The organism is Streptomyces sp. NPDC001450 (assembly GCF_053597295.1).
Map to the genome: position 1 here is coordinate 81,780 of NZ_JBSFHY010000038.1, position 26,281 is coordinate 108,060.

The 26,281-nt window shown below is 70.5% G+C and carries 23 protein-coding genes, 1 rRNA gene, 3 pseudogenes and 1 riboswitch; of the genes and pseudogenes, 10 read left to right on the top strand and 17 right to left on the bottom strand.

What is annotated here, in order from left to right; translation table 11 throughout:
- Positions 1-61: 61 nt before the first annotated feature.
- The 3 genes and pseudogenes from ACWC5O_RS33835 to ACWC5O_RS33845 form a co-directional block, all read right to left on the bottom strand.
- Positions 62-1,552, bottom strand: a complete 1,491-nt coding sequence (locus ACWC5O_RS33835) for a glycoside hydrolase family 43 protein (protein WP_450583249.1) — start codon at positions 1,550-1,552, stop codon at positions 62-64.
- Between the two features lie 193 nt (positions 1,553-1,745).
- Positions 1,746-2,485: pseudogene (locus ACWC5O_RS33840) on the bottom strand (diaminopimelate decarboxylase family protein); the annotation flags it as partial.
- Positions 2,482-2,784: an SAV_915 family protein gene (locus tag ACWC5O_RS33845; protein WP_450583247.1), complete on the bottom strand. Its 303-nt coding sequence runs from the start codon at positions 2,782-2,784 to the stop codon at positions 2,482-2,484. The pseudogene ACWC5O_RS33840 and the gene ACWC5O_RS33845, both read right to left, overlap by 4 nt.
- Positions 2,785-3,141: 357 nt before the next feature.
- On the opposite strand from ACWC5O_RS33845, the gene ACWC5O_RS33850 reads away from it, so the two are divergent.
- The 3 genes from ACWC5O_RS33850 to ACWC5O_RS33860 all read left to right on the top strand — a co-directional run bounded on the left by ACWC5O_RS33850 (position 3,142) and on the right by ACWC5O_RS33860 (position 6,634).
- Positions 3,142-3,672 carry a universal stress protein gene (locus tag ACWC5O_RS33850; protein WP_450583245.1) on the top strand — a complete coding sequence of 177 codons (531 nt, stop codon included), beginning with the start codon at positions 3,142-3,144 and terminating at the stop codon, positions 3,670-3,672.
- A gap of 103 nt (positions 3,673-3,775) precedes the next feature.
- On the top strand, positions 3,776-4,333 hold the full coding sequence (locus tag ACWC5O_RS33855; RefSeq protein WP_450583244.1) for a hypothetical protein: 558 nt from the start codon (positions 3,776-3,778) through the stop codon (positions 4,331-4,333).
- Positions 4,334-4,684: 351 nt separating this feature from the next.
- Positions 4,685-6,634 carry an amino acid transporter gene (locus tag ACWC5O_RS33860; protein ID WP_450583242.1) on the top strand — a complete coding sequence of 650 codons (1,950 nt, stop codon included), beginning with the start codon at positions 4,685-4,687 and terminating at the stop codon, positions 6,632-6,634.
- A gap of 95 nt (positions 6,635-6,729) precedes the next feature.
- Here the strand turns inward: ACWC5O_RS33860 and ACWC5O_RS33865 are convergent, their stop codons facing one another.
- Complete coding sequence (locus tag ACWC5O_RS33865; RefSeq protein WP_450781138.1) at positions 6,730-7,326, bottom strand: DUF1707 SHOCT-like domain-containing protein; 597 nt, start codon at positions 7,324-7,326, stop codon at positions 6,730-6,732.
- Positions 7,327-7,451: 125 nt separating this feature from the next.
- Between ACWC5O_RS33865 and ACWC5O_RS33870 the strand changes: the two genes are divergently transcribed.
- Positions 7,452-7,847 carry a TOBE domain-containing protein gene (locus ACWC5O_RS33870; RefSeq protein ID WP_450583238.1) on the top strand — a complete coding sequence of 132 codons (396 nt, stop codon included), beginning with the start codon at positions 7,452-7,454 and terminating at the stop codon, positions 7,845-7,847.
- 199 nt (positions 7,848-8,046) lie between these two features.
- Positions 8,047-8,397: pseudogene (locus ACWC5O_RS33875) on the top strand (molybdopterin cofactor-binding domain-containing protein); the annotation flags it as partial.
- On the opposite strand, the pseudogene ACWC5O_RS33880 reads toward ACWC5O_RS33875, so the two are convergent.
- Positions 8,312-8,754, bottom strand: a pseudogene (locus tag ACWC5O_RS33880) (hypothetical protein). The pseudogenes ACWC5O_RS33875 and ACWC5O_RS33880 overlap by 86 nt on opposite strands.
- 150 nt (positions 8,755-8,904) lie before the next feature.
- On the opposite strand from ACWC5O_RS33880, the gene modA reads away from it, so the two are divergent.
- Genes modA through ACWC5O_RS33900 form a run of 4 tightly spaced genes read left to right on the top strand, consistent with a single transcriptional unit; the run spans position 8,905 to position 12,181 of the window.
- Positions 8,905-9,732 (top strand): molybdate ABC transporter substrate-binding protein, encoded by an 828-nt coding sequence (modA, locus tag ACWC5O_RS33885; protein ID WP_450583236.1) that lies wholly within the window; start codon positions 8,905-8,907, stop codon positions 9,730-9,732.
- Entirely contained in the window at positions 9,729-10,595 is an 867-nt protein-coding gene (gene modB / locus ACWC5O_RS33890; RefSeq protein WP_450583235.1) for a molybdate ABC transporter permease subunit, read from the top strand. Before modA ends, modB begins: the two co-directional genes overlap by 4 nt.
- Before the next feature lie 52 nt (positions 10,596-10,647).
- On the top strand, positions 10,648-11,733 hold the full coding sequence (locus tag ACWC5O_RS33895) for an ABC transporter ATP-binding protein (protein ID WP_450583697.1): 1,086 nt from the start codon (positions 10,648-10,650) through the stop codon (positions 11,731-11,733).
- A gap of 28 nt (positions 11,734-11,761) precedes the next feature.
- Complete coding sequence (locus ACWC5O_RS33900) at positions 11,762-12,181, top strand: TOBE domain-containing protein (RefSeq protein WP_450583233.1); 420 nt, start codon at positions 11,762-11,764, stop codon at positions 12,179-12,181.
- A gap of 52 nt (positions 12,182-12,233) precedes the next feature.
- Here the strand turns inward: ACWC5O_RS33900 and gcvP are convergent, their stop codons facing one another.
- Complete coding sequence (gcvP, locus tag ACWC5O_RS33905) at positions 12,234-15,119, bottom strand: aminomethyl-transferring glycine dehydrogenase (protein WP_450583231.1); 2,886 nt, start codon at positions 15,117-15,119, stop codon at positions 12,234-12,236.
- Between the two features lie 172 nt (positions 15,120-15,291).
- A riboswitch (glycine riboswitch) is annotated at positions 15,292-15,386 on the bottom strand.
- A 119-nt stretch (positions 15,387-15,505) separates the two neighbouring features.
- On the opposite strand from gcvP, the gene ACWC5O_RS33910 reads away from it, so the two are divergent.
- The gene (locus ACWC5O_RS33910) at positions 15,506-15,877 is read left to right on the top strand and encodes a PRC-barrel domain-containing protein (RefSeq protein ID WP_386579652.1); all 372 of its coding nucleotides are present in this window, start codon (positions 15,506-15,508) and stop codon (positions 15,875-15,877) included.
- On the opposite strand, the gene ACWC5O_RS33915 is transcribed toward ACWC5O_RS33910, so the two are convergent.
- From ACWC5O_RS33915 to rrf, 11 genes are all read right to left on the bottom strand, one after another.
- Complete coding sequence (locus tag ACWC5O_RS33915; RefSeq protein WP_450583229.1) at positions 15,799-17,292, bottom strand: DNA polymerase IV; 1,494 nt, start codon at positions 17,290-17,292, stop codon at positions 15,799-15,801. The two genes, ACWC5O_RS33910 and ACWC5O_RS33915, sit on opposite strands and share 79 nt — an antisense overlap.
- A gap of 52 nt (positions 17,293-17,344) precedes the next feature.
- On the bottom strand, positions 17,345-18,025 hold the full coding sequence (locus ACWC5O_RS33920; RefSeq protein WP_450583227.1) for a MerR family transcriptional regulator: 681 nt from the start codon (positions 18,023-18,025) through the stop codon (positions 17,345-17,347).
- A gap of 263 nt (positions 18,026-18,288) precedes the next feature.
- Positions 18,289-18,762 carry a bifunctional nuclease family protein gene (locus ACWC5O_RS33925; RefSeq protein ID WP_026253112.1) on the bottom strand — a complete coding sequence of 158 codons (474 nt, stop codon included), beginning with the start codon at positions 18,760-18,762 and terminating at the stop codon, positions 18,289-18,291.
- An 84-nt stretch (positions 18,763-18,846) separates the two neighbouring features.
- Positions 18,847-19,584 carry a transcriptional regulator FtsR gene (gene ftsR / locus ACWC5O_RS33930; RefSeq protein ID WP_450583226.1) on the bottom strand — a complete coding sequence of 246 codons (738 nt, stop codon included), beginning with the start codon at positions 19,582-19,584 and terminating at the stop codon, positions 18,847-18,849.
- 40 nt (positions 19,585-19,624) lie between these two features.
- On the bottom strand, positions 19,625-20,455 hold the full coding sequence (locus ACWC5O_RS33935; protein WP_450583224.1) for an FHA domain-containing protein: 831 nt from the start codon (positions 20,453-20,455) through the stop codon (positions 19,625-19,627).
- Positions 20,456-20,645: 190 nt separating this feature from the next.
- Entirely contained in the window at positions 20,646-21,482 is an 837-nt protein-coding gene (locus tag ACWC5O_RS33940) for a DUF881 domain-containing protein (protein WP_450583222.1), read from the bottom strand.
- A 5-nt stretch (positions 21,483-21,487) separates the two neighbouring features.
- On the bottom strand, positions 21,488-21,820 hold the full coding sequence (locus ACWC5O_RS33945) for a small basic family protein (RefSeq protein ID WP_003988855.1): 333 nt from the start codon (positions 21,818-21,820) through the stop codon (positions 21,488-21,490).
- A complete protein-coding gene (locus ACWC5O_RS33950) occupies positions 21,817-22,728 on the bottom strand; it encodes a DUF881 domain-containing protein (RefSeq protein ID WP_450583220.1) in 912 nt (303 codons plus the stop codon). Before ACWC5O_RS33950 ends, ACWC5O_RS33945 begins: the two co-directional genes overlap by 4 nt.
- A gap of 130 nt (positions 22,729-22,858) precedes the next feature.
- A complete protein-coding gene (locus ACWC5O_RS33955) occupies positions 22,859-25,354 on the bottom strand; it encodes a sugar phosphate nucleotidyltransferase (RefSeq protein ID WP_450583218.1) in 2,496 nt (831 codons plus the stop codon).
- A gap of 113 nt (positions 25,355-25,467) precedes the next feature.
- Positions 25,468-26,076: a CDP-alcohol phosphatidyltransferase family protein gene (locus ACWC5O_RS33960; protein ID WP_450583216.1), complete on the bottom strand. Its 609-nt coding sequence runs from the start codon at positions 26,074-26,076 to the stop codon at positions 25,468-25,470.
- A 110-nt stretch (positions 26,077-26,186) separates the two neighbouring features.
- Positions 26,187-26,281: ribosomal RNA gene (gene rrf, locus ACWC5O_RS33965) — 5S ribosomal RNA — on the bottom strand; the annotation flags it as partial.

The window sequence follows — 26,281 nt, forward strand, 5'->3', positions numbered from 1 at the left end:
AACATTCGCCCAGATTCCCGAACGTTCCGAACCGCGACTCTAGGAAGGCGCGCTGGGAGCGTCAAGATGTCGTGCAGCAGGTCGCGGACTCGTAGTCGAACCAGTCGAAGGCCGCGCTCCCCTCGGTGACGTACACGCCGAGGACACGTCCGGTGAAGCCGCCGGCCACCTCGGTGGAGAGATAGCGACCGTCCAGTTCGGCCAGTCGAACGGTTCCTTCGGAAGTTTCGATCGAGAAGGCGATGCTGTCGGGTCCGCTCAGCGGTGCAGGTTCCCGGGTCGCACGGATGTCCAGAGCCAGGGTGACCGGGCCCGCGGGCACCGGGTGTGCGGCGATCCGCTGCCGCACCGGCCCGATCCGTACGACCACGGCGGCCTCGCCCCCGCCCACTTCGAGGTCGTAGTGGTGGGCCTCGTCGAGGCGGACGGACAGCCCGGAGCGCGACGCCGGTCCGGGGTCGAGCAGCACGGCGGCCCGGCAGTCGGGGTGCTGCTGGCGGCGGCCGACGAAGGTGTGCCCGGGCCGGTCGAGGCTGTCGCCGGTGGCCGTCAGCGACAGCCGGCCCGGCCGCTCGGCCAGCGACCAGCAGCCGTCGGGCCGGCGGCGCGGGGAGATCCAGTGCGGTGCGAGGGTCCGGCCGGTGAAGTCGTCCCGGACGGGCGGCGGCTGGAGGGGCACCCAGGCGGCCGGTGCCGGATGCCGCTCCCGCACCGGTCCCAGCCGGGGCCAGCCGTCCACCCACTCCACCGGCACCAGGAACGTCTCCCGGCCCAGGACGTGGAACTCCGGGAAGCAGCCGCGCGGCCGGGTACCGAGCAGCACCATCCACCAGCTGCCGTCGGCCGCCTGGACCAGGTCGGCGTGGCCGGTGCACTGGACGGGCAGACCGCTACCGCGGTGGGACAGCAGCGGATTGCCGGGCGCCGGCTCCCAGGGGCCGCGCGGGGATCGGGCGCGGGCGGCCGAGACACCGTGGCCCAGCGCGGTGCCGCCCTCGGCGAGCAGCAGGTACCACCAGTCCCCGATCCGGTACAGGTGCGGCGCCTCGGGGTCCCGCAGACCGGTGCCGGACCACATCGGCAGCGGCCCTTCGAGCACCGTCCCGGTCCGCGGATCGATGCGGGCCACGGTGACCCCGGCCATGGCGCACCAGCACTGCCCGTCTTCGTCCCAGGCGAGGTCGGGGTCGATGCCGGGCAGGTCGATCCACACCGGGTCCGACCAGGGGCCCTCGGGGCGTTCGGCGGTGACGAGGAAGGTGCCGCCGGCGCCGACACAGGTGGTGATGACGTGGAAGAGCCCGTCGTGGTGCCGGACGGTCGGCGCGTAGACACCTCCGGAGGCCGGCACGTCGTCGGACAGCGCCAACTGCCCGGGCCGGTCGAGGACGTTGCCGATCTGGCGCCAGTGCACCAGGTCCCGGCTGTGGAACAGCGGAAGGCCGGGGAAGTACTCGAAGCTGGAGCACACCAGGTAGTAGTCGTCCCCCACGCGGCACACGCTCGGGTCGGGATGGAAGCCGGGGATGACGGGGTTGTCGTACGTCCGCATGTACGCCTCACAGGTTGTCGAAAGTTTCGAACCTGGCGGCGAATCTTACTGACAGCCCACGGTGGGGCTCAGGCGGACGAAGCAACTGCGAGGCCCGGGCGGGCCGGCGCCGGCGAGGGAGGGAAGACCGACCCGCCCGGGAGTCCGGTGCGCGGCACAGTGCCGGCGGACGAGGGTGGCGTCGGACGGGGTGATGTCGGATGAGCTGGTGGGCCGGCAGGCCGACCATGCGGCGCACGGCGGTGACGTACGGCTTCGCGCCGGTGATCTGCTAGCCCAAGTGGCAGTGCAGGCCGACGAGTCGGAGCTACGGCTGGTCGAGGATGCAGGCGATGGCGTGCTGGGCGTGGCCGGCGGAGAGGGAGCGGCCGAACTGCTGGTCCTCGGTGCCGGTGCGGATCTTCTCGTGCCCGCCCGCGGCGATCTTGGGCACCACGCGGACCAGCACCTGCTGCCGGCCGTCGGGTCCGAGGGCGGCGGCCGGGCGGGCGATCTCCGCGGGGCTGTCGATCACGATCCGGCCCACGCCCAGGCGCAGCGCCGGCTCCAGGTCGCGCGGCGCTCGGCGTTGCCGTGCAGCACGATCGGCTCGGGCGGGAGCCCGTCGGTGACCGCCGGCTCAAGCTCACCGGCCGAGCAGACGTCCAGGCCCAGGCCCTCCTCGTCCGTCCAGCGGACCATGGCCCGGCACAGGAACGCCTTGGCCGCGTAGAGGACTTCGGCCTCGGGGAAGGCCTGCCGGTAGGTACGGCAGCGCTCGCGCACCTCGCCCTCGTCGAGCACGTGGACCGGGGTGCCGAACCGGTCCGCGACGTCGGCGAGCGGGACCCCGCCGACGGCCAGGTCGCCGGGACGGGGTTCGGCGGCCGAGGCGGGCCAGACGGACAGATCGGCGAGGGCGGCGGGGACGGCTGCTTCGTGCAGGGTGGTCATCGGGCGCTGCCCTCAGTGACCCGGAAGGCCGGGAGCGGGATCGACCGCGCGGCGGGTGCGGGGGCCGTGAACGTGGGGTCCGCGGTGACGGTGGTGACGCCGAGCGGCGCGGTCAGCGCGCGCAGCGCGGGCTCCGCGAGCCGGATCCGCGGCTGATCGGGGCCGAGCGTGCCGGCCAGGCGACGGGCGGAGGTGAAGGCGACGGCCGTGCGAGCGCCGAGAGGGGTGCGGAACAGGAGGGCCGCGCACCCGGCGCGTCCCGGCCGGACGAGGACGAACAGGGGTCCGGCCGGGTGCACTCGGAAGGCTCCGGGTCGTCGCCGCAGACGAGTTCGGGCATGGGTTGCCTCCTGGGAGGAGCGTGGTGGCCTTGAGCGCCCCGGACGCGGGGAGGCGGACCGGGGCTGCCTCGACGCTATGCCCGGCCGGCCGGTGCTCCGATCCCTCATGACGCGACGCTGACGGCGAACGGGCCGACGCTGACGGGTTGCTGACGGGCGCGGGCACCGGACGGGCCGGAGCCGTCAGGAAGCTGCCAGAGATTGCTCCCGTCGGCTGGTCGAATCGCCTGCACGGGAGTGGGATGGGAGAGAAGCCCTTTACGCGGGCCCACCTGCGGGGGTCGCCCGCGGGCATGCGTGAGGAACGGTGGAGTCATGTCCGGTTACGACGCCTCGGCGGCCGCCCGTGTGGTGGTCGGGGTGAGCGGTTCCCTGGGCAGCGTCACGGCCCTGCGCCGGGCCGCGGCGCTGGCCCGGCGGCTCGGTGCGGAGCTTTGGCCGGTGCTGGCCTGGGAGCCGCCCGGCGGCGATCCCGCCGCGCGCCGCTCCCCCGCTGCCGGTCTGCTGGTCGAGGAGTGGCAACGACTGGCCAAGCAGCGCCTGGCCTCCGTGCTCGAGGAGATCTTCGGAGAGGACGGGCCAGGGGTGCCGATGCACGCCGTGATCGTTCGCGGCACTCCGGGCAGGGCGCTGGTGGCGACCGCCGACCGCGACGACGACCTGCTGGTCGTGGGCGCCGGGCGGCGCGGCCTGCAGCGCGCCTTCTCGGGCCGCGTCTCCCGGCACTGCCTCGCGCACGCCGACTGCCCTGTCCTCGCGGTACCGCCGTCGCCACTGGAGTCCGACCTGGTGTCGGTGCACCGGCGCAACGCCTGGCATCTGCGCATGGACACGCGGGGCCTGTGAGGCGCTGCGAGCGCGTCAAGACAGGGCGCCACACCGTCAGGTTCGCATCAACATCCGGCACGGCCCTGCCCCACCAGGCTCTCCGCTCCCTACCGTCGAACTCATGGAGCACCACGACGACATCCGCTCCGAGGTGACGGTCCCGCACCCGCACGGCACCGGTTGCGTGGTGTACGACCGCCAGTGGACCTCGGACGTGTACGGCTCGGCCCGCTGCGCGGCCGTGCTGCTGGGCATGCTGCTGCTCGTCGACGGCGTGGCCGACACCCTCACCTGGTGGCGCTCGGCCCTGTGGGCGTCGCTGGCCCTGCTCCTCTTCCTGGTCCTCTTCCCCACCCACGTCTCGGCCGGCGAGGGCTGGCTGGCCTCCCGCCGCCTGCTGCGCACCCGCCGGGTCCGCACCGACCGGCTGGTCGCGGTACGCCCACGGGACGGCGTCGCGAAGAGCCTGGTCCTGCGCGACGCCCTCGGCGCCCGCGTCGAGATCGACCCCGAGGTGCTCCTCCGCAATCCCGACCTCTGGCTCCGCCTGACCGAGGCGGCCCACGCCTCGGAGACCTCCGGCACGCTCCGCTCCGGCACGACGGCTCTGCACCAGCTGACGGAACGCATCGACCGGGAGACGGCACTGAAGGTGTTCAGGGCGTCGGGTCTGGAGTAGCGGACGCGTCCGCCTGCACCACGGGGCGTCGGCCCACCGCGGGTCAGCCCGCTCGCAGCGGCTGCGGTTCCGCTGTCCGCGGGGCAGCATGGAGGTGTCGTACGAGATGACGCTGGGTGTCCGAGCCGGAGTTCGCGGCCGTCCCTGCCCCCCATACAGTCCGACGCGTGCCGTCGGCCTCCGGGCCTCCGCATCTTGATGTGTCGCCTCCATCCGTCGGGTCTTTCTTAACGCAAGATTGACGCCCCGAGCCCCCGGATCCGTGGGCCCAGGCGTCACTCTCTGCTTACGCTGGTGCCGCCGTCCGCGTGATGGCCGGAAACAGCTGAGCCGCACACCAGGAGCACGCCGATGGCCACGACCGAGCACCCTCCTCCCAGTCGCCTGCGCACCTGGATGCTGGAGGGGCTGTCGGACATGGGCAAGGGGCACACCCGCCCCGAGGCCGAGCCGGAGCCGGCGCACAAGGGCCAGCGCTGGTACCGGGTGATGTGCCTGACCGGTGTCGACTACTTCTCGACCCTCGGCTACCAGCCGGGCATCGCGGCACTGGCGGCCGGTCTGCTGTCGCCCATCGCAACCATCGTGCTCGTCATAGTCACCCTGGCGGGTGCACTTCCGGTGTACCGCCGGGTCGCAGAGGAGAGCCCGCACGGCGAGGGCTCCATCGCCATGCTGGAGCGACTGCTGTCCTTCTGGAAGGGCAAGCTCTTCGTCCTGACCCTGCTGGGCTTCGCGGCCACCGACTTCCTGATCACCATCACCCTCTCCGCCGCGGACGCCTCCACGCACCTCATCGAGAACCCGCACCTGCAGAGCACGCTGCAGGGCCAGCAGATGCTCATCACCCTGCTGCTGGTCGCCCTGCTCGGCGCCGTGTTCCTCAAGGGCTTCCTGGAGGCGATCGGCGTCGCGGTCGCCCTGGTGGTGGTCTATCTCGGACTGAACGCCGTGGTCGTGGTCGTCGGTCTGTGGCACGTCCTCACCGCCGGCCACGTGGTCACCGACTGGACCAGCGCCCTGACCACCGAACACGGCAACATCTTCGCCATGATCGGCGTGTCCCTGCTGGTCTTCCCGAAGCTCGCTCTGGGCCTGTCGGGCTTCGAGACCGGCGTCGCCGTCATGCCGCACGTCCAAGGCGACGAGGGCGACACCGAAGAGCGGCCCGCCGGCCGGATCCGGGACACCAAGAAGCTGCTGACGGCCGCTGCGCTGATCATGAGCGTATTCCTGATCGCCACGAGCTTCATCACGACGGTGCTCATCCCGGCGGACGAGTTCAAGACCGGCGGTCAGGCCAACGGCCGCGCGCTGGCCTACCTCTCGCACGAGTACCTGGGCAACGCCTTCGGCACGGTCTACGACGTGTCGACGATCGCCATCCTGTGGTTCGCCGGCGCCTCCGCCATGGCCGGGCTGCTGAACCTGATGCCGCGCTATCTGCCCCGTTACGGCATGGCCCCGCACTGGGCCCGGGCGGTGCGCCCGATGGTGATCGTCTTCACGCTGGTCGCCTTCCTGGTGACCTGGATCTTCGACGCCAACGTCGATGCGCAGGGCGGCGCGTACGCCACCGGCGTGCTGGTCCTCATGTCCTCCGCGGCGATCGCGGTGACCATCGCCGCCCGCAGGGCCGCGCAGCGCGGTTGGACCATCGGCTTCGCGGTCGTCTCGGCCGTCCTCCTCTATGTGACCGTTGCGAACGTCGTCGAGCGCCCGGACGGTGTGAAGATCGGTGCCTGCTTCATCGTCGGCATCATCCTGGTCTCGCTGGCCTCCCGGCTGGCCCGCGCCTTCGAGCTGCGCGTGACGCACGTGTCCATGGACCCGATGGCGGAACGATTCGTCCGGGACATGGCCAGCCGCAAGATCCGGCTCATCGCCAACGAGCCCGACCGGCGCGACAAGGCCGAGTACCGCGACAAGATCGAGCAGATCCGGGCCGACAACGAGATGCCCGAACAGGAGGACTTCGTCTTCGTGGAGGTCACGGTCACCGACCCTTCCGAGTTCGAGGCGGGCCTGACCGTGCGTGGCGAGGTCCTGCACAACCGCTACCGCGTGCTGACCCTGGAGTCCTCCTCCATCCCCAACGCCCTCGCCGCGATGCTTCTCCACGTACGGGACATGACGGGCTGTACCCCGCACATCTACTTCGAGTGGACCGAGGGCAACCCGTTCGCCAACTTCCTGCGCTTCTTCCTCTTCGGGCAGGGCGAGGTCGCTCCGGTCACCCGTGAGGTGCTGCGCGAGGCGGAACCGGACCGCGCCCGCCGCCCGCGCGTCCACACGGGCTGAGGCACACCCGCAGTCACATCAGCTCCATCAGGTCCATCAGGTCCATCAGGTCAGGGAGACGGCAGTCGTATCAGGCCAGGAAGACGGCACGCGCCTCAGGCCGTCGCCGTCTTCCTGCCGAACAGCCGCCGCGGCGGCCGCGCCTCCAGCCGGCCCATACTCAGCCGCCCGTGTATCTCCACGCGCAGCACGACCGGTGTCCCGGGGTCCCCGGCCGGCCGCACCTTGGCCGTGCCGTAGTCGATCACCAGGGAGTCGGTGTCCACGACCACGCCGGGCCGGGTGAGCAGCCGCAGGCTGCCCCCGCGCAGGTCCAGGTCGATGCGGAGCGCCTCGTGAATGATCTTCGCCCGGGTGAAGTCGATGGTCACATCGCCCCATTCCGAGTCGATCTCCATCCGGCGCGGCACCGACCATCCGTCGCCACGCCTGGCCGATGCAAACTGCTGCTCGATGCGGACGACGTCCTTGACCGGCGCCGCCCCGGCAGCGTCCGGCAGGTCGGTCGTCAGCTCGGCCAGCTCCCCGAGCGTGCGCGCCGACAGGGCGGCCCCGACCCGGTCCTCGTGTTCCTCGGCAGTGAGTCTGCCGTCCCCCGCGGCAGCCGTCAGGACGTCCACCACGCGGTCCCGGTCCGCGTGCGAGGCCCGCAGCCCGGACGGCACATCCGTGGGCACCAGCTCGGCCGACATACCCTCACCCCGATTCAGACGCCCCCACAGGAGCCCCACCGTCACGCACTAACGCTATATCGCGTTATACCCAACGGCCAACCCCACGTCCACGGTTCCCACGTCATGGCCCTATCGTGACCGGCATGCAGTCCTACACGATCGGCCAGGCCGCACGGCTGCTCGGCGTGAGCCCCGACACCGCCCGCCGCTGGGCCGACGCCGGCCGGGTGGCCACCCATCGCGACGTGGCCGGGCGACGGCTCATCGACGGCAAGGATCTCGCCGCGTTCTCGGTCGAACTGGCCAAGGCGGGCGGCGGCGAGGAGGACGCCTCCTACACCTCGGTCCGCAACGCCTTCCCGGGCATCGTCACCGCCATCAAGCTCGGCGACGTCGCCGCCCAGGTGGAGATCCAGGCGGGCCCGCACCGCCTGGTCTCCCTGCTGACCCGGGAGGCCGTGGAGGAACTGGGCCTGGAGGTCGGCATGGAGGCCACCGCGCGCGTGAAGTCCACGAACGTGCACATCGACCGCGTCTGAGACCGCCTCCGAAGCGGCCCCCTCACCAGCACGGCAGCGCCGCCCGCAGGTCGAACCGGTCGCTCAGCAGGGACTCTCCGGTACCAGTTGCTACACCTCGCCGAAGCCCACCTCGGCGCACCCCGCCAGCACTGCCGGCTCGCGGAGGAGGCGGTGCTGTACCCGGGCGGACGGCTCCTGCTGAAGGAGGTGCGTGCCGCAGGGGCAGGTCGAGGGCGGGGGCGCCCAGGCGCTCGGCGCCACGCTGTTCGAGCAGGTGCACCGGACGAGCGGGGCGCGGTGGAGACGGCCGCCTTCCGCCGCCACCGGCTCCCCCGGTACGCCTACGTGCCGCGCACCGAGGTGCACTTGATGGAGACGGCGACGCCATCGGGCCGCTGGGCGCCAAGTCGATGAGCGAGAGCCCGTTCAACCCGGTCGCCCCCGCCCTGGCCAACGCCGTACGGGGCAGACCCGGGAGCGGTTCACGGAGCTGCCGCTGACGTGCGACCGGGTGTGGCCGGCACTGGACCGTCGAAGCAGTAGCCCCCGTTCACCCGGATCGCCGTGATCCCCTGATGTGCCGGGCCCCGCAGCGGTCCTGCGGCAGCACCATCCGGGGGGCCGGCCTGGTCCAGCGGGGTGCCATCGATGAGGAAGCGCAGCCGGCCCTTGCGGCGGGCGGGGTCGAAGCCGGGTCCGGCGTCGGCGAGCACGTCGTACAGGCGCGGACCGGTGAACGGTGGTGCCGGATGCCGCTGGTGGCGCACTCGAAGCTGACGTCCGCCACGTGCTGCGGCCAGCCGAGCAGGTCCGGCACGGTCAGCCGGGCCGGGCGTACGAGCTCGCCGGTCAGGGCGAGTTCCGCGAGCCTCACGCGACCACCTCCCACAGGGCCTCCCCGACTGGGGACCGTATGAACGCACATGCAAGCCCCAAGCCGTAACTTCGCAGATCATGCGATGCCACAGGAGACTTACACCTGGCAGATGCGGCAGTATCATCGCCGCATGGCCGATTTGACCGGCCGTGCCAGGGCGCGACCGTTGTTCCGCAGAACCCGAGGAGTAGATCCGTGATGACCCGTTCCGTGCGCCGGACCCGGATGCTGCAGCTGGCCGGTGCGGGAGCCGCCGCCCTGATGGCACTGAGCGCCTGCTCCTCCTCGGCCGACGACTCGTCGGCCGCGTCGAAGGCGCCGGACGCGTCGTCCTCCGCCTCCCCGAAGCTCTCCGGGAAGGTCACCGTGTTCGCGGCCGCCTCCCTCAAGGAGAGCTTCACGGCCCTGGGCAAGGAGTTCGAGCAGGCGCACCCCGGCACCACCGTCAGCTTCAGCTTCGGCGGCAGCGACACCCTCGCCGCGAGCATCACCAGCGGCGCCCCGGCGGACGTCTTCGCCGCCGCCAGCCCCAAGACCATGGCGATCGTGACGGACAAGCAGGACGCGGCCGGCACCCCGGCCACCTTCGTCCGCAACCAGCTGGAGATCGCCACCCTGCCGGGCAACCCCGACAAGGTGTCCTCCCTGAAGGACCTCACCAAGTCCGGTCTGAAGGTCGTCCTGTGCGACAAGACCGTGCCGTGCGGTGCCGCCGCGCAGAAGGCCCTGGACGCCGGCAAGCTGAAGCTCACCCCGGTCTCCTACGAGCAGGACGTCAGGGCCGCCCTGACGAAGGTCGAGCTGAAGGAGGCCGACGCGGCCGTCGTCTACAAGACCGATGTGAAGGCGGCGGGTGACAAGGTGGAGGGCGTGGAGTTCCCCGAGTCGGCCAAGGCCGTCAACGACTATCCGATCGCCCTGCTGAAGAACGCCGGCAACGCCGCGGCGGCCAAGGCGTTCATCGAGTTGGTGCAGTCCGCCGAGGGCCAGAAGGTCCTGGGCGAAGCCGGGTTCCTCAAGCCGTGACCTCGCTCGACAAGCCCGGTGCCGCGGCCGGCCCCCGCACGAGTGGGCCGCGGTGCCGCCGCGTCGGCACGGGGGGCCGACGCGGGGTCCCGTTGCCGCTGCTGGTGCCGGGCGTGGTGGCCCTGGCGTTCCTGCTGCTGCCGCTGATCGCGCTGCTCGTACGGGCTCCGTGGCGGGGCCTGCCGCAGCAGCTGACCAGCGCAGAGGTGTGGCAGGCGCTCCAGCTGTCCCTGGTCACCGCCACGGCAGCGACGGCCGTGAGCCTGGTGCTGGGGGTGCCGCTGGCCTGGCTGCTGGCCCGTACGCAGTTCCCTGGCCGCGGTCTGGTCCGCGCCCTGGTGACCCTGCCCCTGGTGCTTCCGCCGGTGGTCGGCGGTGTGGCCCTGCTGCTCGCCCTGGGGCGCAACGGCGTCATCGGCAAGTGGCTCGACGCCTGGTTCGGGATCACCCTCCCCTTCACCACCACCGGTGTCGTGATCGCGGAGGCGTTCGTCGCGATGCCGTTCCTGGTCATCAGCGTCGAGGGCACCCTGCGGGCCGCCGACCCGCGCTTCGAGGAGGCGGCCACCACGCTCGGCGCGTCCCGCTTCACCGCGTTCCGCCGGGTCACCCTGCCGCTGATCGCCCCCGGCATCGCCGCGGGCGCGGTGCTGGCCTGGGCCCGCGCGCTCGGCGAGTTCGGCGCGACGATCACCTTCGCGGGCAACTTCCCCGGCCGCACCCAGACCATGCCCCTGGCGGTCTACCTCGCGCTGCAGAACGACCCCGAGGCGGCCATCGCCCTCAGCCTCGTCCTGCTCGCCGTGTCCATCGCGGTGCTCGCGGGATTGCGGGACCGGTGGCTGACGGGGACCGGGCGGTGACGCGAGGATGGAAGACGACGCTGTGCGTGTGCCGACGAAGGACGCCCTCTTCATGACCGACATCGACGCCCTCAGGGCCGACCTCGAAGTGGTGGGCGAGCAGGGGCTCGACGCCCGGCTCGTCGTCGAGCAAGGCTCCTTCCGGCTCGACGTGGCTCTGACCGCCGTCCCCGGGGAGGTCATCGCACTGCTGGGCCCCAACGGCGCCGGCAAGACCACCGCTCTGCGCGCCCTCGCCGGTCTCGTCCCGCTCACCGACGGCCATCTGCGGCTGGACGGCGCCTCCCTGGACCGCATGCCACCCGAGTCCCGCCCGGTCGGCGTGGTCTTCCAGGACTACCTGCTCTTCCCGCACCTGTCCGCCCTGGACAACGTGGCCTTCGGACCGCGCTGCCGGGGCGTCTCCAAGGCCGAGGCGCGGGCCCAGGCCGCCGCCTGGCTGGACCGCATGGGCCTCGCCGAGCACGCCGGCGCCAAGCCCCGCAGGCTCTCCGGCGGCCAGGCCCAGCGCGTCGCGCTCGCCCGCGCCCTCGCCACCCGGCCCCGGCTGCTGCTCCTGGACGAGCCGCTGGCGGCCCTGGACGCTCGTACCCGCCTGGAGGTCCGCGCCCAGCTCCGCCGCCATCTGGCCGAGTTCGAGGCGGTCGCCGTCCTCGTCACGCACGATCCGCTGGACGCCATGGTGCTCGCGGACCGGCTGGTGGTCGTCGAGCACGGCCGGGTCGTCCAGGTGGGCACCCCGGCCGACATCGCCCGCCATCCGCGCACCGACTACATCGCGCAGCTGGTCGGCCTCAACCTCTACCGGGGACGGGCCGAGGGGCATACGGTACGGCTCGACGCGGGACCCTCGATCACGACCACGGAGGTGCTGTCCGGGCCGGTCTTCGTGGCGTTCCCGCCGGCCGCCGTCACCCTCTTCCGGGACCGGCCCACAGGTGCCAGCGCCCGCAACCTGTGGCGCTGCGAGGTCGCCGGTCTGGAGACCCACGGCGACCAGATCCGCGCCGACCTCACCGGTGAACTCCCCCTGGCCGCCGACCTCACCACGGTCGCCGCGGCCGAGCTGGACCTGCATCCCGGCGCAGCTGTCTGGGCGACGGTCAAAGCGACGCAGACGCACGCATACCCTGCCTGAACGGGAGCGCCCTCTACCGTGGGTGCCCATGACACTGAGCATCCGCAACCAGCTCCCCGGCACCGTCACCGAGGTCCACCCCGGCGAGGTCATGGCCACGGTCAAGATCCGCCTGGACGGCGGGCAGGAGCTCATGGCGGCCATCACCCTGGAGGCCGTCGAGCAGCTCGGCCTCGCTCCGGACTCCCGCGTCCTCTCCCTGGTGAAGTCGACGGAGATCTCGCTCGCCACGAGCCGGTTCGAGGGCCTGTCGATCCGCAACCAGCTCCCCGGCGCGATCGTCCAGATCGCCCTCGGCGGAGTCATGGCCTCCGTGAAGGTCTCGGTGGCCGGCGGCGAACTCACGGCCGTGATCACCAAGGACGCGGCCGAAGACCTCGGCCTCTTCGTCGGTTCCGACGCGATCGCCCTGATCAAGGCTACCGAAGTGGCGCTTGCCTCGGTGTGAAGACGGCGGAGCCCCGCCCGGAACACGGGCGGGGCTCTCACCAGGAACTAGCTCAGTCCTCGTACGCGTCCAGCGGCGGGCAGGAGCAGACCAGGTTGCGGTCACCGAAGGCCTGGTCGATCCGGCGCACCGGCGGCCAGTACTTGTCGGCGGCCGAGACACCGGCCGGGAAGACGGCGTCCTCACGGCTGTAGGCGTGCGTCCACTCGCCGCCGAGCGCGGCCGCCGTGTGCGGAGCGTTCGCGAGCGGGTTGTCCTCCGCGGGCCACTCGCCCGAGCCGACCTTCTCGATCTCCGCGCGGATGGCGATCATCGCGTCGCAGAACCGGTCCAGCTCGGCCAGGTCCTCGGACTCGGTCGGCTCGATCATCAGCGTGCCGGCCACCGGGAAGGACATGGTCGGCGCGTGGAAGCCGTAGTCGATCAGGCGCTTGGCCACGTCGTCCACGCTCACGCCGGTCGCCTTGGTCAGCGGGCGCAGGTCGATGATGCACTCGTGCGCGACCAGGTTGCCGGGGCCGGTGTAGAGCACCGGGTAGTGCGGCTCCAGGCGCTTGGCGACGTAGTTCGCGGAGAGCACGGCCACCTGGGTGGCGCGCTTGAGGCCCTCGCCGCCCATCAGGCGGACGTACGCCCACGAGATCGGCAGAATGCCCGCACTGCCCCAGGGAGCCGCCGAGATCGGGCCGACGCCCGTCTCCGGGCCGGCCGCCGGCTGCAGCGGGTGGTTGGGCAGGTACGGCGCCAGGTGCCCGCGGACCGCGACCGGGCCGACGCCGGGGCCGCCGCCACCGTGCGGGATGCAGAAGGTCTTGTGCAGGTTCAGGTGCGAGACGTCACCGCCGAAGTGGCCCGGCTTGGCGAGGCCGACCAGGGCGTTGAGGTTGGCGCCGTCGACGTACACCTGGCCGCCCGCCTCGTGCACCTGGGCGCAGATGTCGGCGACGTGCTCCTCGAACACACCGTGCGTGGACGGGTAGGTGATCATCAGGACCGCCAGCTCGTCGCGGTACTGCTCGATCTTGGCCCGCAGGTCCTCGACGTCGATCTCGCCGTCCTCGGCGGTCCTCACGACGACGACCTTCATGCCGGCCATCACGGCGCTGGCGGCGTTGGTGCCGTGCGCCGAGGACGGGATCAGGCAGATGGTGCGCTGCTCGTCGCCGTTGGCCCGGTGGTAGCCGCGTACGGCCAGCAGACCGGCCAGCTCGCCCTGCGAACCGGCGTTCGGCTGGAGCGAGACCTTGTCGTAGCCGGTGACCTCGGCGAGACGCTCCTCCAGCTCGCGGATGAGCGTGAGGTAGCCCTCGGCCTGCTCGGCGGGCGCGAAGGGGTGCAGCTGGCCGAACTCGGGCCAGGTGACCGGCTCCATCTCCGTGGTCGCGTTGAGCTTCATGGTGCAGGAGCCCAGCGGGATCATGCCGCGGTCGAGCGCGTAGTCGCGGTCGGCCAGCTTGCGCAGGTAGCGCAGCATGGCGGTCTCTGAGCGGTGCTCGTGGAAGACCGGGTGCGTCAGGAAGTCGTCGGTGCGCAGCAGCGCCTGGGGCAGGGTGTCCGCGGCCGTCACGTCCAGCGCCTCGATGTCGCCCTCGACACCGAAGGCGGACCAGACGGCGGCCAGCTGGGCCCGGTTGCTGGTCTCGTCGCAGGCGAGGGAGACGTGGTCGGCGTCCACGAGACGCAGGTTGACGCCGTTCTCCAGGGCGGCGGCGACCACCTCGGCGGCCTTGCCGGGAACGCGTGCGGTGAGGGTGTCGAAGTAGGCGCCGTGGACGATCTCGACACCGCCGGCCTTCAGGCCCTCGGCGAGGATCGTGGCGTAGCGGTGGGTGCGGCGGGCGATGGCACGCAGCCCCTCGGGGCCGTGGTACACGGCGTACATACCGGCCATCACGGCGAGCAGCACCTGCGCGGTGCAGATGTTGCTCGTGGCCTTCTCGCGGCGGATGTGCTGCTCACGGGTCTGCAGCGCGAGGCGGTAGGCCTTGTTCCCGTCGGCGTCGACGGAGACGCCGACCAGACGGCCGGGCAGGCTGCGCGCGAACTTCTCGTGCACCGCCATGTAGCCCGCGTGCGGCCCGCCGAAGCCCATCGGCACGCCGAAGCGCTGGGTCGTGCCGACGGCGATGTCCGCACCCAGCTCGCCCGGCGAGGTCAGCAGGGTGAGGGCCAGCAGGTCGGCGGAGACGGTGACGAGGGCGCCCAGCTCGTGCGCCTGGTCGATGACCGCCTTGATGTCGCGTACGGCACCGGAGGCGCCCGGGTACTGGATCAGCACGCCGTTGATCTCGCGCGCGGCGACGTCGGCCGGGATGCCGTTGCTGAGGTCGGCGACGACGACCTCGACACCGGTCGGCTCGGCACGCGTCTCGATGACGGCGACGGTCTGCGGCAGCGCGTCCGCGTCGACCAGGAACAGGCCCTTCTTGTTCCTGCCCATGCGCCGGGACAGCGCCATCGCCTCGGCGGCGGCGGTGCCCTCGTCCAGGAGGGAGGCGCCGGAGGTGGGCAGGCCGGTGAGGTCGGCGACCATGGTCTGGAAGTTGAGCAGCGCCTCCAGGCGGCCCTGCGAGATCTCCGGCTGGTACGGCGTGTAGGCCGTGTACCAGGCCGGGTTCTCCATGACGTTGCGCAGGATGACGGGCGGGGTGAAGGTCCCGTAGTACCCGAGCCCGATCATCGAGCCGAGCACCTGGTTGCGGTCGGCGAGCGAGCGCAGCTCGGCGAGCACCTCGGCCTCGGTACGGGCACCCGGCAGATCGAGCGCGTCGGCGTTCTTGATCACATCCGGCACCGCGGCGGCGGTGAGCTCGTCGAGCGAGCCGTAACCGACGTGCGCGAGCATCTTGGCCCGCGCCTCCTGGTCGGGCCCGATGTGGCGCTGCTCGAAGGGGATGCCCGCTTCGAGCTCGGAGAGCGGAATGCGATGGGGGGTCATTGCGGAGGCCTCCTGGTCTGACGCGACCTTCGAGGGGCACCACGGCGGTTGCCCCGACGGCCTCCCCCTCTGTCATCAAAACCTGAGAGCTTCACCGGGCGCCCGAGGGGCCCGGCTTTCACCGTCGGTGAGGGCGGGAGCCGTCGACACTCGCCCTGCTTTCCAGAGTGACCTCGTCCGTGCGGTACGTGAGCCTGAGAGATTCCGGGGAGGATTTGCTCCTTCGGCGCCTCCGAGGTGGTCGGAGGACTCTCCCGCACGGGGTCAGCAGCCGCTGCCAGCCTACCAGCGAGGTCAACGCACGGGCCCTCGAGTGGCCGCCTCCTTGAATGTGCTCTTTTGTAGTGCTTACGGATGAGTTGCGACCAAGTGGAGGGAGAGGGACGGTGCAGACCGACATCGATCCGCGCAACCTGATCGGCCGCAAGGCGTTCGACCGCAATGGCACCAAGATCGGCACCATCGACGAGGTGTACCTCGACGATGCCACGGGCGTACCGGAGTGGGCGGCCATACGCACCGGCCTGTTCTCCCGGGACGCCTTCGTCCCCCTGGAGCCCAGCGAACTGGTGGAGGGCGCCCTCCGGGTCCCCTTCGACCGCGCGCTCATCAAGGACGCCCCCGACTTCGGCGTGGGCCGTCACCTCTCCCCCGAACAGGAACTCCAGCTCTACCACCACTACGGCCTCGATGCGGCAGCACCTCCCTCGGTGCCGGACCACGACTTCGGCAAGCTGGCGGGCACGGAGGAGGTCTGATCCTCGGCCGGGGAACCCGTCTCCTCCCCGGGAACGGTGGTCTGCCGCACGGGCGGGTCGGCGACATCGGTTCCCTGAACCAACGGCAACGGCTCAGCCGACTCCAGCGAGGGATCGTCGGCAAAAAACGTCCGCACCCGCCCCGGCTCGGACAGCGGTGTCTCGAAGCGAACAGTGACCCGTCCCAGGCCACTGCCCTGCACCCAGCCGTGCCCGTACTCGGTGTGCCGCACGTCGTACCCGGCACGCCAGTGCCGCTCGGCGGGCTCCGGGCGCTCCTCCACGGCCTCGGGTGCGGGCTCCTCCGGCGCGTGCGCGGCCGCGGCGGCGTTCCGCTCGCCCGCCGCCGCCTGCGCGAACAGGTCCTCCTGGGTGTAGTCGGCGAGCCCCGAGACGCCCACGCCCAGCAGCCGTACTCCGCCCGTGGTGTCCACCGACTCCAGCAGCCGAGCGGCCGCCTCCCGGATCACCGCCGGATCGTCGGTGGGGCCACGGAGCGTCTCGGAGCGGGTCAGCGTCGAGAAGTCGTACCGCCGCACCTTCAGCACGATGGTCCGCCCGGACAGCCCCGCCCCGCGCAACCGCCCCACGCACCGGTCGGCGAGCCGCTGCACCTCCAGGCCGACCCGCAGCCGGTCATGGATGTCCACGTCGTAGGTGTCCTCGACCGACACCGACTTGGTCTCCCGCTCGGCCACCACGGGCCGGTCGTCGTGCGCCAGCGCCATGGCGTACAGCGCGTGCCCGTGCGCCTTGCCGAGCATCCGTACGAGTTCGTCCTCCCCCGCCTCGGCCAGCTCCTCGACGGTGGTGATCCCGGCCCGCCGCAGATGGTCCCCGGTGGCCGGCCCGACCCCGGGCAGCGTCCGCACGGACATGGGGCCCAGCAGCGCCCGCTCGGTCCCGGGTTCGATGAGCACGAGTCCGTCGGGCTTGGCCTGCTCGGAGGCGATCTTCGCGAGCATCTTGGATGCGGCCAGCCCCACCGACCCGGTCAGCCCCGTGACCGCCCGGATGTCCGCGCGCAGCTTCGTCCCGGCCAGCCGCGCCGACGTCTCGTCCCAGGCCGCTCCCCCGGCCTCCAGATCCACGAACGCCTCGTCCAGGCTCAGCGGCTCCACCAGCGGCGACAGCGCCCGCAGCAGCGCCATCACCTGCTCGCTGACCGACTTGTACAGGGCGAAGCGCGGCACGAGGTACGCGGCGTTCGGCGCCAGCCTGCGCGCCTGGGCCATCGGCATCGCGGAGTGGACCCCGAAGACCCGTGCCTCGTACGACGCGGTGGCCACTACCCCGCGCGGTCCGAGTCCGCCCACGACGACTGCCTTCCCGCGCAGGCTCGGCTTGGACGCCTGCTCCACCGAGGCGAAGAAGGCATCCATGTCGAGATGCAGGATCGTGGGCGCGTTTCTCACATCTCCGATGCTGCACCACGCCACTGACAACGCGCCCCCCGAGGGGACGCCGTCAGACCGCCCGGTTGCGGCGCCTGGCCAGTTCGTCGGCCGGGTTGTGCCCGACCAGGGTCTCCCCGGTGTCGATGCGTTCGCCGTGCAGCTGGGAGAGCGCGCTTTCCACGTCCCGCCAGACCACTCCGACGGCGATGCCGAAGATGCCCTGACCGCCCTGGAGCAGGGCGTGGACCTCGTCGGGAGAGGTGCACTCGTAGACCGTGGCACCGTCACTCATCAGCGTCATGCGCTCCAGGTCGCGGAAACCGCGTTCCCTGAGGTGCTGGACGGCCGTACGGATGTTCTGCAGCGAGACCCCGGTGTCCAGGAACCGCTTGACGATCTTCAGGACGACGACGTCCCGGAAGCTGTACAGGCGCTGCGTGCCCGAGCCGTACGCGGGCCGCACGCTCGGCTCCACGAGGCCGGTGCGGGCCCAGTAGTCGAGCTGCCGATAGGTGATGCCGGCGGCCGCGCAGGCGGTGGGCCCGCGGTAGCCGATCTCTTCGGACGCCATGGACGCCGCCCCTCCGCCGTCGGGCACCGCCGTCGGTCGCTGTGAGGCGTGGTCGACCGCGCTGCTGGGATGGGGGTACCCCCTGTTCGAACGCAGCTGAAAACCTGGGGGAGGGTACGGACCGCTCTCCCCGAGTCGTCCGGGGGCACCCCCAGCCGTACCGTCGCCGCTGGTTCTCACGCCGACCTCCGTCCTTGACCTGCCTTCTCGACGGTAGGCAGTCACCAGGGGTGCGTCAACGATCGCCACACTCGGCACGCCGAGTGATAATCACCCTAGGAGTGGTTTCCCGTGCCCCACCGCGGGGAAAGGCTAGCCGAATGCTCCGGCGGGGGACCGTAGGACGCTCTCAACGGCCGGTGGCAATTGCCATGGCACCGGGCTCGTACGAGCGGTCGACCGGCCGGTCACGGACCCCGCGGCTCGCCCGGCCGGCCCCCGTCTCACTGGCTGCTGGTGCCGAAGTCCTCGGGCGAGATCTGGTCGAGGAACTCGCGGAACTTCTCCACCTCGTCCTCCTGCTCGTCCGGGATCGCGATGCCGGCGTCGTCCAGCACCGTGTCACTGCCGTAGATCGGCGTTCCGGTGCGCAGCGCGAGCGCTATGGCGTCCGAAGGACGTGCACTCACCTCGACCCCGCTGGCGAAGACCAGCTCCGCGTAGAAGACGCCCTCACGCAGATCCGTGATGCGTACTTCGGTCAGCTCCTGGCCGACGGCCTCCAGCACGTCCTTGAACAGGTCGTGGGTCAGCGGTCGCGCGGGCGCCATGCCCTGTTGGGCGAAGGCGATCGCCGTCGCCTCCCCCGGCCCGATCCAGATGGGGAGGTAACGGTCGCCCCCCACTTCGCGCAGGAGCACGATCGGTTGGTTGGAGGGCATTTCCACCCGGACACCTACGACATCGAGCTCGTTCACACAGCAACCCTAGGCCGTGCCCGGGACGTTTGGGTAGTCGGGCCGGGAACAGGTGCCCGATCCGGCCCCCGGAACCCCCGCCGCTCAGGGCAGCCGGACACCCAGGGCGATCTGCACCAGCGCGGCGTGCAGCTTCACCGTGAGCGCCGCCAGCTCCTTCGCCCGGGCCTCGGCGTGCGCCCTGGTCTGCGGGTTGCGGTGGCGCTTCAGAGGGGCCACCACCTGGTCCACGAGCCCCGCCTCACGGTCGGCGGCTGCCTTCATCACCCGAAGGTGGCGCGGCTCGATCCCGAAGCGGCCCAGCTCGGCGATCAGCGAGGCCACGGTGACGGCCTCGGCGTCGTACGCCCCGTCCTGCAGGGGGGCGATGAGCCCGTACGACTCCCACTCCTCGAGGTCGCCCTCGGCGATGCCTGCGGCCGCCAGCAGCGCGTCCCGCCCGATCCGGGTGACCGTGGGCCGCTCGGGCAGCTCCGGCACGTCCTCACCGGTGCGCTGGCGCCCCACCAGGGGCAGCTGGACGGCCTCGCCCCGCTCCATGGCGTCCAGGTGCTCCCGGATCACCTTGAGCGGCAGATAGTGGTCCCGCTGCATCCTCAGCACATGAGCTAGGCGCTCGACGTCGCCGGCACTGAACTTTCGGTACCCCGAAGGGGTCCGCTGCGGCTCGACGAGGCCCTCCGACTCCAGGAAACGGATCTTGGAGATGGTGACCTCGGGGAACTCGTCACGCAGCGCGTTGAGCACCGCGCCGATGCTCATCAGCCCACCGTCCGCGGCGGCGGTACCGCTTCGGGCACCGCCGCTCGGTGTTTGAAGCATGGACCTTCCCTGGGGTCCCCCCCGGACGGAGTCCGGGGGGTCAGATGCCCTGCCGGCTCGCGTAGAAGACCAGCCGGTACTTGCCGATCTGCACCTCGTCACCGTTCGAGAGAGCGACCTGGTCGATCCGCTCACGGTTGACGTACGTGCCGTTCAGACTGCCCACGTCGGCCACCGTGAACGAGCCGTCCGGGGAGCGCCGGAACTCCACGTGCCGACGGGAGACCGTCACGTCGTCCAGGAAGATGTCGCTCTGCGGGTGACGGCCGGCCGTGGTCAGGTCGCTGTCCAGCAGGAAGCGGCTGCCCGAGTTCGGGCCCCGGCGCACCACCAGCAGCGCCGAGCCCATCGGCAGCGCGTCGACCGCGGCCTGCGCCTCGGGCGAGAGCATCGGCATGGCGGTCTGACCGGTCGCCTCGGCGTCGTAGGCCTCGAGACCGGAGATGGAGATCGTGGACGTGGTCTCGGACGCACGCTCCGGCGCCACACCGGGCCGCAGCGGCGCACCGCAATTGGAACAGAAGCGGGCGTTCTCCGCGTTGCGGTTACCGCACCTCGTACACACCAGGACCGACATGGACGGATCCTCCTGCCGCGGCAGCCCCGCGGGGGCGTTGGACGCATACGGGTCGGGGGTAAACCCTCCACCCGCACTTGAGGTTGACGGTTGCCCGAAACCTATGCCGCCGGACTGGGCAGGGTCAACAGACGCCGCGCCCTGACCTCCGGAAATGTCACCGCCCGGACCAGCGACCTGGTCGCGGAACAACGGGCGCTGGCCCTCTGCGTCAGGCTGTGCGCGATGACGAGCGGTCGCGTTGTCGCTACCCTCTCGCGCGCTCTTGCCGAACAACTTCGCAAACAACTTCACGGGCGATTCCCCTTGACCGAAACAGACCCGCCCGTGGGGCAGGACGAACCCTGATTGCCTACACCGGCCGACCCGGACACTCTCACAACGTCCGTATCCACCAGACAGTTTCCACCACGCACAACCCCTTCGGTGCGCCGACCCCCCGCAACCTCATGCCCCTGCCGGACGTCCCCCATGCACCGCCGGTTCACTGGGAGGACGACCGAGCGTAGTCAGGCTGCTTCGCATGCCGCAAGGCGTCCACGACGATCTTGGTCGACCGCTCGACGGTCGCCGTGGCCTGCTCCTTCTCCAGCGTCTGCACCACGCCTCCAGGAATGTTCAGCGCCGGCTCGAGATCCTGCGGCTTGCCGATGACCTTGAAACGATAGGGAGCGTTGATCTGGTTCCCGTCGACGCTCACGGTCTTGCCGGAGTCGGTGAAGTAACTGCTCGCGACCACCCGTACCCCGTTGACCTGGATCGCCTCCGCGCCGGCCGCGCGCAGCTCCTGGATCGCGTCGAGCAGCATGTCCGCCTTGACCGTCCCCTTCGTGTCCTCGATCGTCATGGTGATGCCGGGACCCTGCGCCGCCACGGTGCCCGCCAGAATGCCGAGTTGCCTCTCCTTCTCGGCGGTCTGCCGGCGTGCCTCCGCGGCCTGGTCGGAACTGCTCTGCAGCTCCTGGCGCTGCTTCTCGAGTCCCTGCTTCTCGTCCTCAAGACGCTGAGTACGGTCATCCAGTTCATCGAGGATGCGAACAAGATCTTCCTGACGGGCGCCGCGCAGCGCGCTGTCGCTGTCGCTGTTCGACGCCACCTGCACGGCCAGCCCGAAACCGAGGCCGAACAGCAGCAGCGCGACTATGAGTTGCGCCCGGGTGACCCGCGGCGGCCACAGCCCTTTGACCAGCCGCTGGCGCCCGGTGAGCTGCGGCTCGGCGCTCTCGGCGGGTGCCTGCTCGGGCTCGGCGGCAGGGGCGGGCACCTCGTCGGGCAGTTCCTTGCGCAGCCTGTTCTCCGACTGCTCTTCCTGGTTGCTCATCGCTCTCACGCCCGGAAGACGTGCCGCCGGATCGCCGCGGCGTTCGAGAAGATCCGGATACCGAGAACGACCACGACTCCCGTGGACAGCTGGGCCCCCACGCCCAACTTGTCACCCAGGAAAACGATCAACGCGGCCACGACCACGTTCGACAGGAACGACACCACGAAGACCTTGTCGTCGAAGATGCCGTCCAGCATGGCCCGCAGACCACCGAACACGGCGTCCAGCGCCGCCACGACGGCGATCGGCAGATAAGGCTCGACGACCGCCGGAACCTCGGGCCGGACCAACAGGCCGGCCACGACTCCCACGACGAGGCCCAGTACGGCGATCACGATGTGCCCTTCTCAGTCTTCTCGGCGTTCGGCTGTGCTGTGCGTACGATCACACTCGGTGCGGCGGGCAACCGGACGTCACCCTGCGTGGAGATGGTGGCGCGGATGCCGAAGTTCTGCTCCAGGGCATGCAGATACAGCCCGTCCGCGCTGTTCTGGAACCCCGTGCTCAGCTGCTCTCCGTCCCCCACCGCCAGCACCGTGTACGGCGGCACCAGCGGCCTGTTGTCGACCAGTATCGCGTCACCCGCGGCCCTGATCGCGGACAGGGCCGTCAGCCGCTGTCCGTTGATCGAGACGGCTTCGGCCCCGGAGGCCCACAGCCCGTTGACCACCCGCTGCATGTCCCGGTCGCGCAGGCGTCCGGTGTCGGAGAATCCGGAGGTCTCGCGCGGATTGGTGCCGTCGCCGCCGGTGCTGGCCTCCTTGGCGTCGTCGACCACGAGTTTCACCCCGGGGCCGTGCACCGCTGTGGCACCCGACAGGACGCCCACCAGGTCCGCCTCGGAACTGCCGCCGCTCTGCTTCAGCGCCGTTCGCTGGCGGGCGCTGACGTCGTCGCGCAGCTTGTCGACATCGCCTTCCAGGCTGTCCGCGGCCGCCGTCTCGCGGTCGATGCGGTCGATCAGCTCCTGGCGCTCCTTGGCCACCACGGGCGCCGCCACGCGCGCCTGGGCCGCTCCGACGGTCACGACCAGCGCCGCGAGCACCAGCCCGGCCGCAAGGCCCAGCTTCGCCCTGAGGGTCTTCGGCAGCCCGCCTTCGATCCCCTGGGACCTTTTCCGGGCGGCGGCCTCGGCGTACCCGTCGTCGAGGCTGTGGTCCATGACGTTGGTGATCAACGACATGGAAGCGTCCGGACGCCGCGGCCGCGAGGGGCTGCTCCGAACGGGGGGTTGCTGCGGCATGCCGCACATCGTCGCATGTCGCGCGCAGTACCTCCGAATGGCCCCACCGGCGTGCCGGACAGGCCCCCTTGGGGGACACTTGTCCGGCACGCGCGCGTGCTGTGGCTTTTGCCGTCCGGAGCTGCCGGTTCTACCGCCCGGCGCTGTCCACCACGGCGGACCACTCGTCCAGCAGGGCCTGTGCCGAGGCGTCGTCGGGGCCCTCGGCCCACAGATGGGTGACGGCCTCGGCGGGGTCGGGCAGCACCATCACCCAGCGACCATCGGTCTCCACGACCCGCACACCGTCCGTGGTGTCGACAAAGCGATCACCGGCCGCCTCGACGACACGCCGCATCACCAGACCCTTGACGGCCCACGGGGTCGCCAGGTCCCGCTTGAGGACGTGCGCCCGCGGAATCCGCGCGTCGATCTGGCTCAGCGTGAGCTGCGTTCGCGCCACCAGCCCGATCAGCCGTACGAAGGCCGCCGTGCCGTCGTAGACGCTGCTGAACTCGGGGACGATGAACCCGCCCTTGCCGTCACCGCCGAAGATGGTGCCCTCTTCGCCTCCCACGCGCGTGAGGTCGTCGGGCGACGTGGTCGTCCACTCGACCTGCGTGCCGTGATAGGCGGCCACCTGCTCGGCGATCCGGGTCGTGGTCACCGGCAGCGCCACACGTCCGCTGCGCCGCTCCGCGGCCACCAGGTCCAGCATCACGAGCAGGGCCCGGTCGTCCTCGATGATCCGGCCCTTCTCGTCCACGAGCGACAGCCGCTCGCCGACGGGGTCGAACCGGACACCGAACGCGGCCCTGGAGGACGCCACGATCTCACCGAGGCGCACCAGCCCGTTCCGGCGCATCTCGGCGCTCTCCGTGGGCCGGGACTCGTCGAGGCCCGGGTTGATGGTCAGCGAGTCCACACCGAGCTTGCCGAGCAGGCTGGGCAGCACGAGGCCGGCGCTGCCGTTGGAGGCGTCCACGACCACCTTCAGGCCCGATTCCGCGATCCCGGTGATGTCGACGTTGCGCAGCAGCGAACCGGTGTAGGAGTCGAAGACGCTCGCCGGGAAGTACAGGTCGCCGATCTCACCGGGGAACGCCCGGCGGTACTCCTGTCGCGCGAACACCCGGTCGAGCTTGCGCTGACCGCCCTGCGACAGATCCGCGCCCCGTCCGTCGAAGAACATGATGTCGACGGAGTCCGGCACACCCGGCGAGGTTCGGATCATGATGCCGCCGGCACTGCCCCGCGCGGTCTGCTGCCGGGCCACGGGAAGCGGCACGTTCTCCAGGTCCCGTACGTCGATGGCGCTGGCCTGGAGCGCGGAGATCACCGCTCGCTTGAGGGCACGGGCGCCTCGGGAGTGGTCACGGGCCGTGGTGACCGTGGAACCCTTCTTCAGCGTGGTCGCATAAGCACCGGCCAGCCGTACGGCCAGCTCGGGTGTGATCTCCACGTTCAGGATTCCGGACACACCGCGGGCACCGAAGAGGTGCGCCTGTCCCCTCGACTCCCAGATGACCGAGGTGTTGACGAAGGCGCCCGCCTCGATGGTCTTGAACGGGTAGACCCGCACATTGCCCTGGACGATCGATTCCTCACCGATCAGGCACTCGTCACCGATGACCGCGCCGTCCTCGATCCGCGCCGCCCGCATGATGTCGGTGTTCTTGCCGACGACACAGCCACGCAGATTGCTGTGCTGACCGACGTACACGTTGTCGTGCACCACGGCCCGGTGCAGGAAGGCACCGCTCTTGACGACGACATTGGATCCGACGACGGTGTGCTCGCGGATTTCGGCGCCGGCCTCCACCTTGGCGTAGTCGCCGATGTAGAGCGGACCGCGGAGCACGGCATCGGGGTGAACCTCGGCGCCCTCCGCCACCCAGACGCCCGGCGATATCTCGAACCCGTCGATATCGACGTTGACCTTGCCCTCGAGGACGTCGGCCTGGGCCTTGACGTAGCTCTCGAGGGTGCCGACGTCCTCCCAGTAGCCCTCGGCGACATAGCCGTAGATCGGCTTGCCTTCCTTCATGAGCTGCGGGAAGACATCGCCGGACCAGTCGACGGGCACATCGGGTTCGACGTAGTCGAACACCTCGGGCTCCATCACGTAGATGCCCGTGTTCACCGTGTCGGAGAAGACCTGCCCCCAGGTCGGCTTCTCGAGGAAACGCTCGACCTTGCCTTCCTCGTCGACGATGGTGATACCGAACTCCAGCGGATTGGGCACCCGGGTCAGGCAAACCGTGACCAGGGCTCCCTTCTCCTTGTGGAAATTGATCAGGTCGGTGAGGTCGAAGTCCGTCAGAGCATCGCCGGAGATGACAAGGAAAGCATCGTCCTTCAACGCCTCTTCGGCGTTCTTGACGCTTCCAGCGGTACCGAGCGGCTTCTCCTCGTTGGCATATGTGAGCTCCATTCCGAGCTCTTCGCCGTCGCCGAAGTAGTTCTTGACGAGCGATGCCAGGAACTGCACGGTGACAACTGTCTCGTTGAGCCCATGCCGTTTGAGCAGCCGTAGCACGTGCTCCATGATCGGGCGGTTCACCACCGGCAGGAGCGGCTTGGGCATGCTCGAGGTCATAGGGCGAAGGCGAGTGCCTTCGCCACCGGCCATCACGACGGCCTTCATGTCGGAAGCGTCCTCCTAGAGAGACGACGGTCTAGCCGACTTCACCCGTCCAGATTGTCCCGCAGTTTTCCGCAGCGGGCCATCGGGCCACTATGTCCGGACAATCAACGAGCTCAATCGGCCGTGGCATCCGCGCGGACCAGGCGGCGGACTTGTACCACGTAGAGCACTCCTGCCCACCAATAGAGCGTTGTACCCCACCCTGCGAACGCCCATCCGAAAACAGCGGCAAGTGACGCGATCCATCCGTTTCCGTCGCTGAGGAGCAGGAGCGGGAAGGCATACATCAGGTTGAAGGTGGCGGCCTTCCCCAGGAAGTTCACCTGCGGCGGCGGATAGCCGTGACGCCGGAGGATACCCACCATCACCAGCAGAACCAGCTCTCTGGCGAGCAGGAGGCCGGTCAGCCAGATCGGCAGGATCTCCCGCCAGGTGAGGCCCACCAGAGTGGAAAGCACGTACAGCCGGTCGGCGGCCGGATCGAGGAGGCGGCCGAGGCTGCTGATCTGATTCCAGCGCCGGGCGAGCTTGCCGTCGAGATAGTCACTGATCCCGCTGAAGGCCAGCACGAGGAGGGCCCAGCCATCGCTGTTGGGACCCCCGAACTCCGGCCTGAGGATCAGCCAGAGGAAGAGGGGTACGCCGGCGAGCCGCGCCATGCTGAGGATGTTGGGGATGGTGAGGACCCGGTCAGTCTGGACACGGGTCTCCTGGACCTCCACCCGGGGGCCTCCTGTGCGAAAACGAGCCAACGATGCCCCCTGACCTTACCTCAACGCAAAAAAGCTCCGGCCCCTGGGCTGTGTGCCCAAGAGCCGGAGCTGTAAAAGGAGTTCGGCGGCGTCCTACTCTCCCACAGGGTCCCCCCTGCAGTACCATCGGCGCTGTGAGGCTTAGCTTCCGGGTTCGGAATGTAACCGGGCGTTT

Coding starts and splice junctions, on each gene's coding strand:
- ACWC5O_RS33835 (WP_450583249.1), bottom strand. CDS start 1,552: ATGCGGACGTACGACAACCCCGTCATCCCCGGCTTCCATCCCGACCCG.
- ACWC5O_RS33850 (WP_450583245.1), top strand. CDS start 3,142: ATGTCCGGTTACGACGCCTCGGCGGCCGCCCGTGTGGTGGTCGGGGTG.
- ACWC5O_RS33855 (WP_450583244.1), top strand. CDS start 3,776: ATGGAGCACCACGACGACATCCGCTCCGAGGTGACGGTCCCGCACCCG.
- ACWC5O_RS33860 (WP_450583242.1), top strand. CDS start 4,685: ATGGCCACGACCGAGCACCCTCCTCCCAGTCGCCTGCGCACCTGGATG.
- ACWC5O_RS33865 (WP_450781138.1), bottom strand. CDS start 7,326: ATGTCGGCCGAGCTGGTGCCCACGGATGTGCCGTCCGGGCTGCGGGCC.
- ACWC5O_RS33870 (WP_450583238.1), top strand. CDS start 7,452: ATGCAGTCCTACACGATCGGCCAGGCCGCACGGCTGCTCGGCGTGAGC.
- modA (WP_450583236.1), top strand. CDS start 8,905: ATGACCCGTTCCGTGCGCCGGACCCGGATGCTGCAGCTGGCCGGTGCG.
- ACWC5O_RS33895 (WP_450583697.1), top strand. CDS start 10,648: ATGACCGACATCGACGCCCTCAGGGCCGACCTCGAAGTGGTGGGCGAG.
- ACWC5O_RS33900 (WP_450583233.1), top strand. CDS start 11,762: ATGACACTGAGCATCCGCAACCAGCTCCCCGGCACCGTCACCGAGGTC.
- gcvP (WP_450583231.1), bottom strand. CDS start 15,119: ATGACCCCCCATCGCATTCCGCTCTCCGAGCTCGAAGCGGGCATCCCC.
- ftsR (WP_450583226.1), bottom strand. CDS start 19,584: ATGCTTCAAACACCGAGCGGCGGTGCCCGAAGCGGTACCGCCGCCGCG.
- ACWC5O_RS33940 (WP_450583222.1), bottom strand. CDS start 21,482: ATGAGCAACCAGGAAGAGCAGTCGGAGAACAGGCTGCGCAAGGAACTG.
- ACWC5O_RS33950 (WP_450583220.1), bottom strand. CDS start 22,728: ATGCCGCAGCAACCCCCCGTTCGGAGCAGCCCCTCGCGGCCGCGGCGT.
- ACWC5O_RS33955 (WP_450583218.1), bottom strand. CDS start 25,354: ATGAAGGCCGTCGTGATGGCCGGTGGCGAAGGCACTCGCCTTCGCCCT.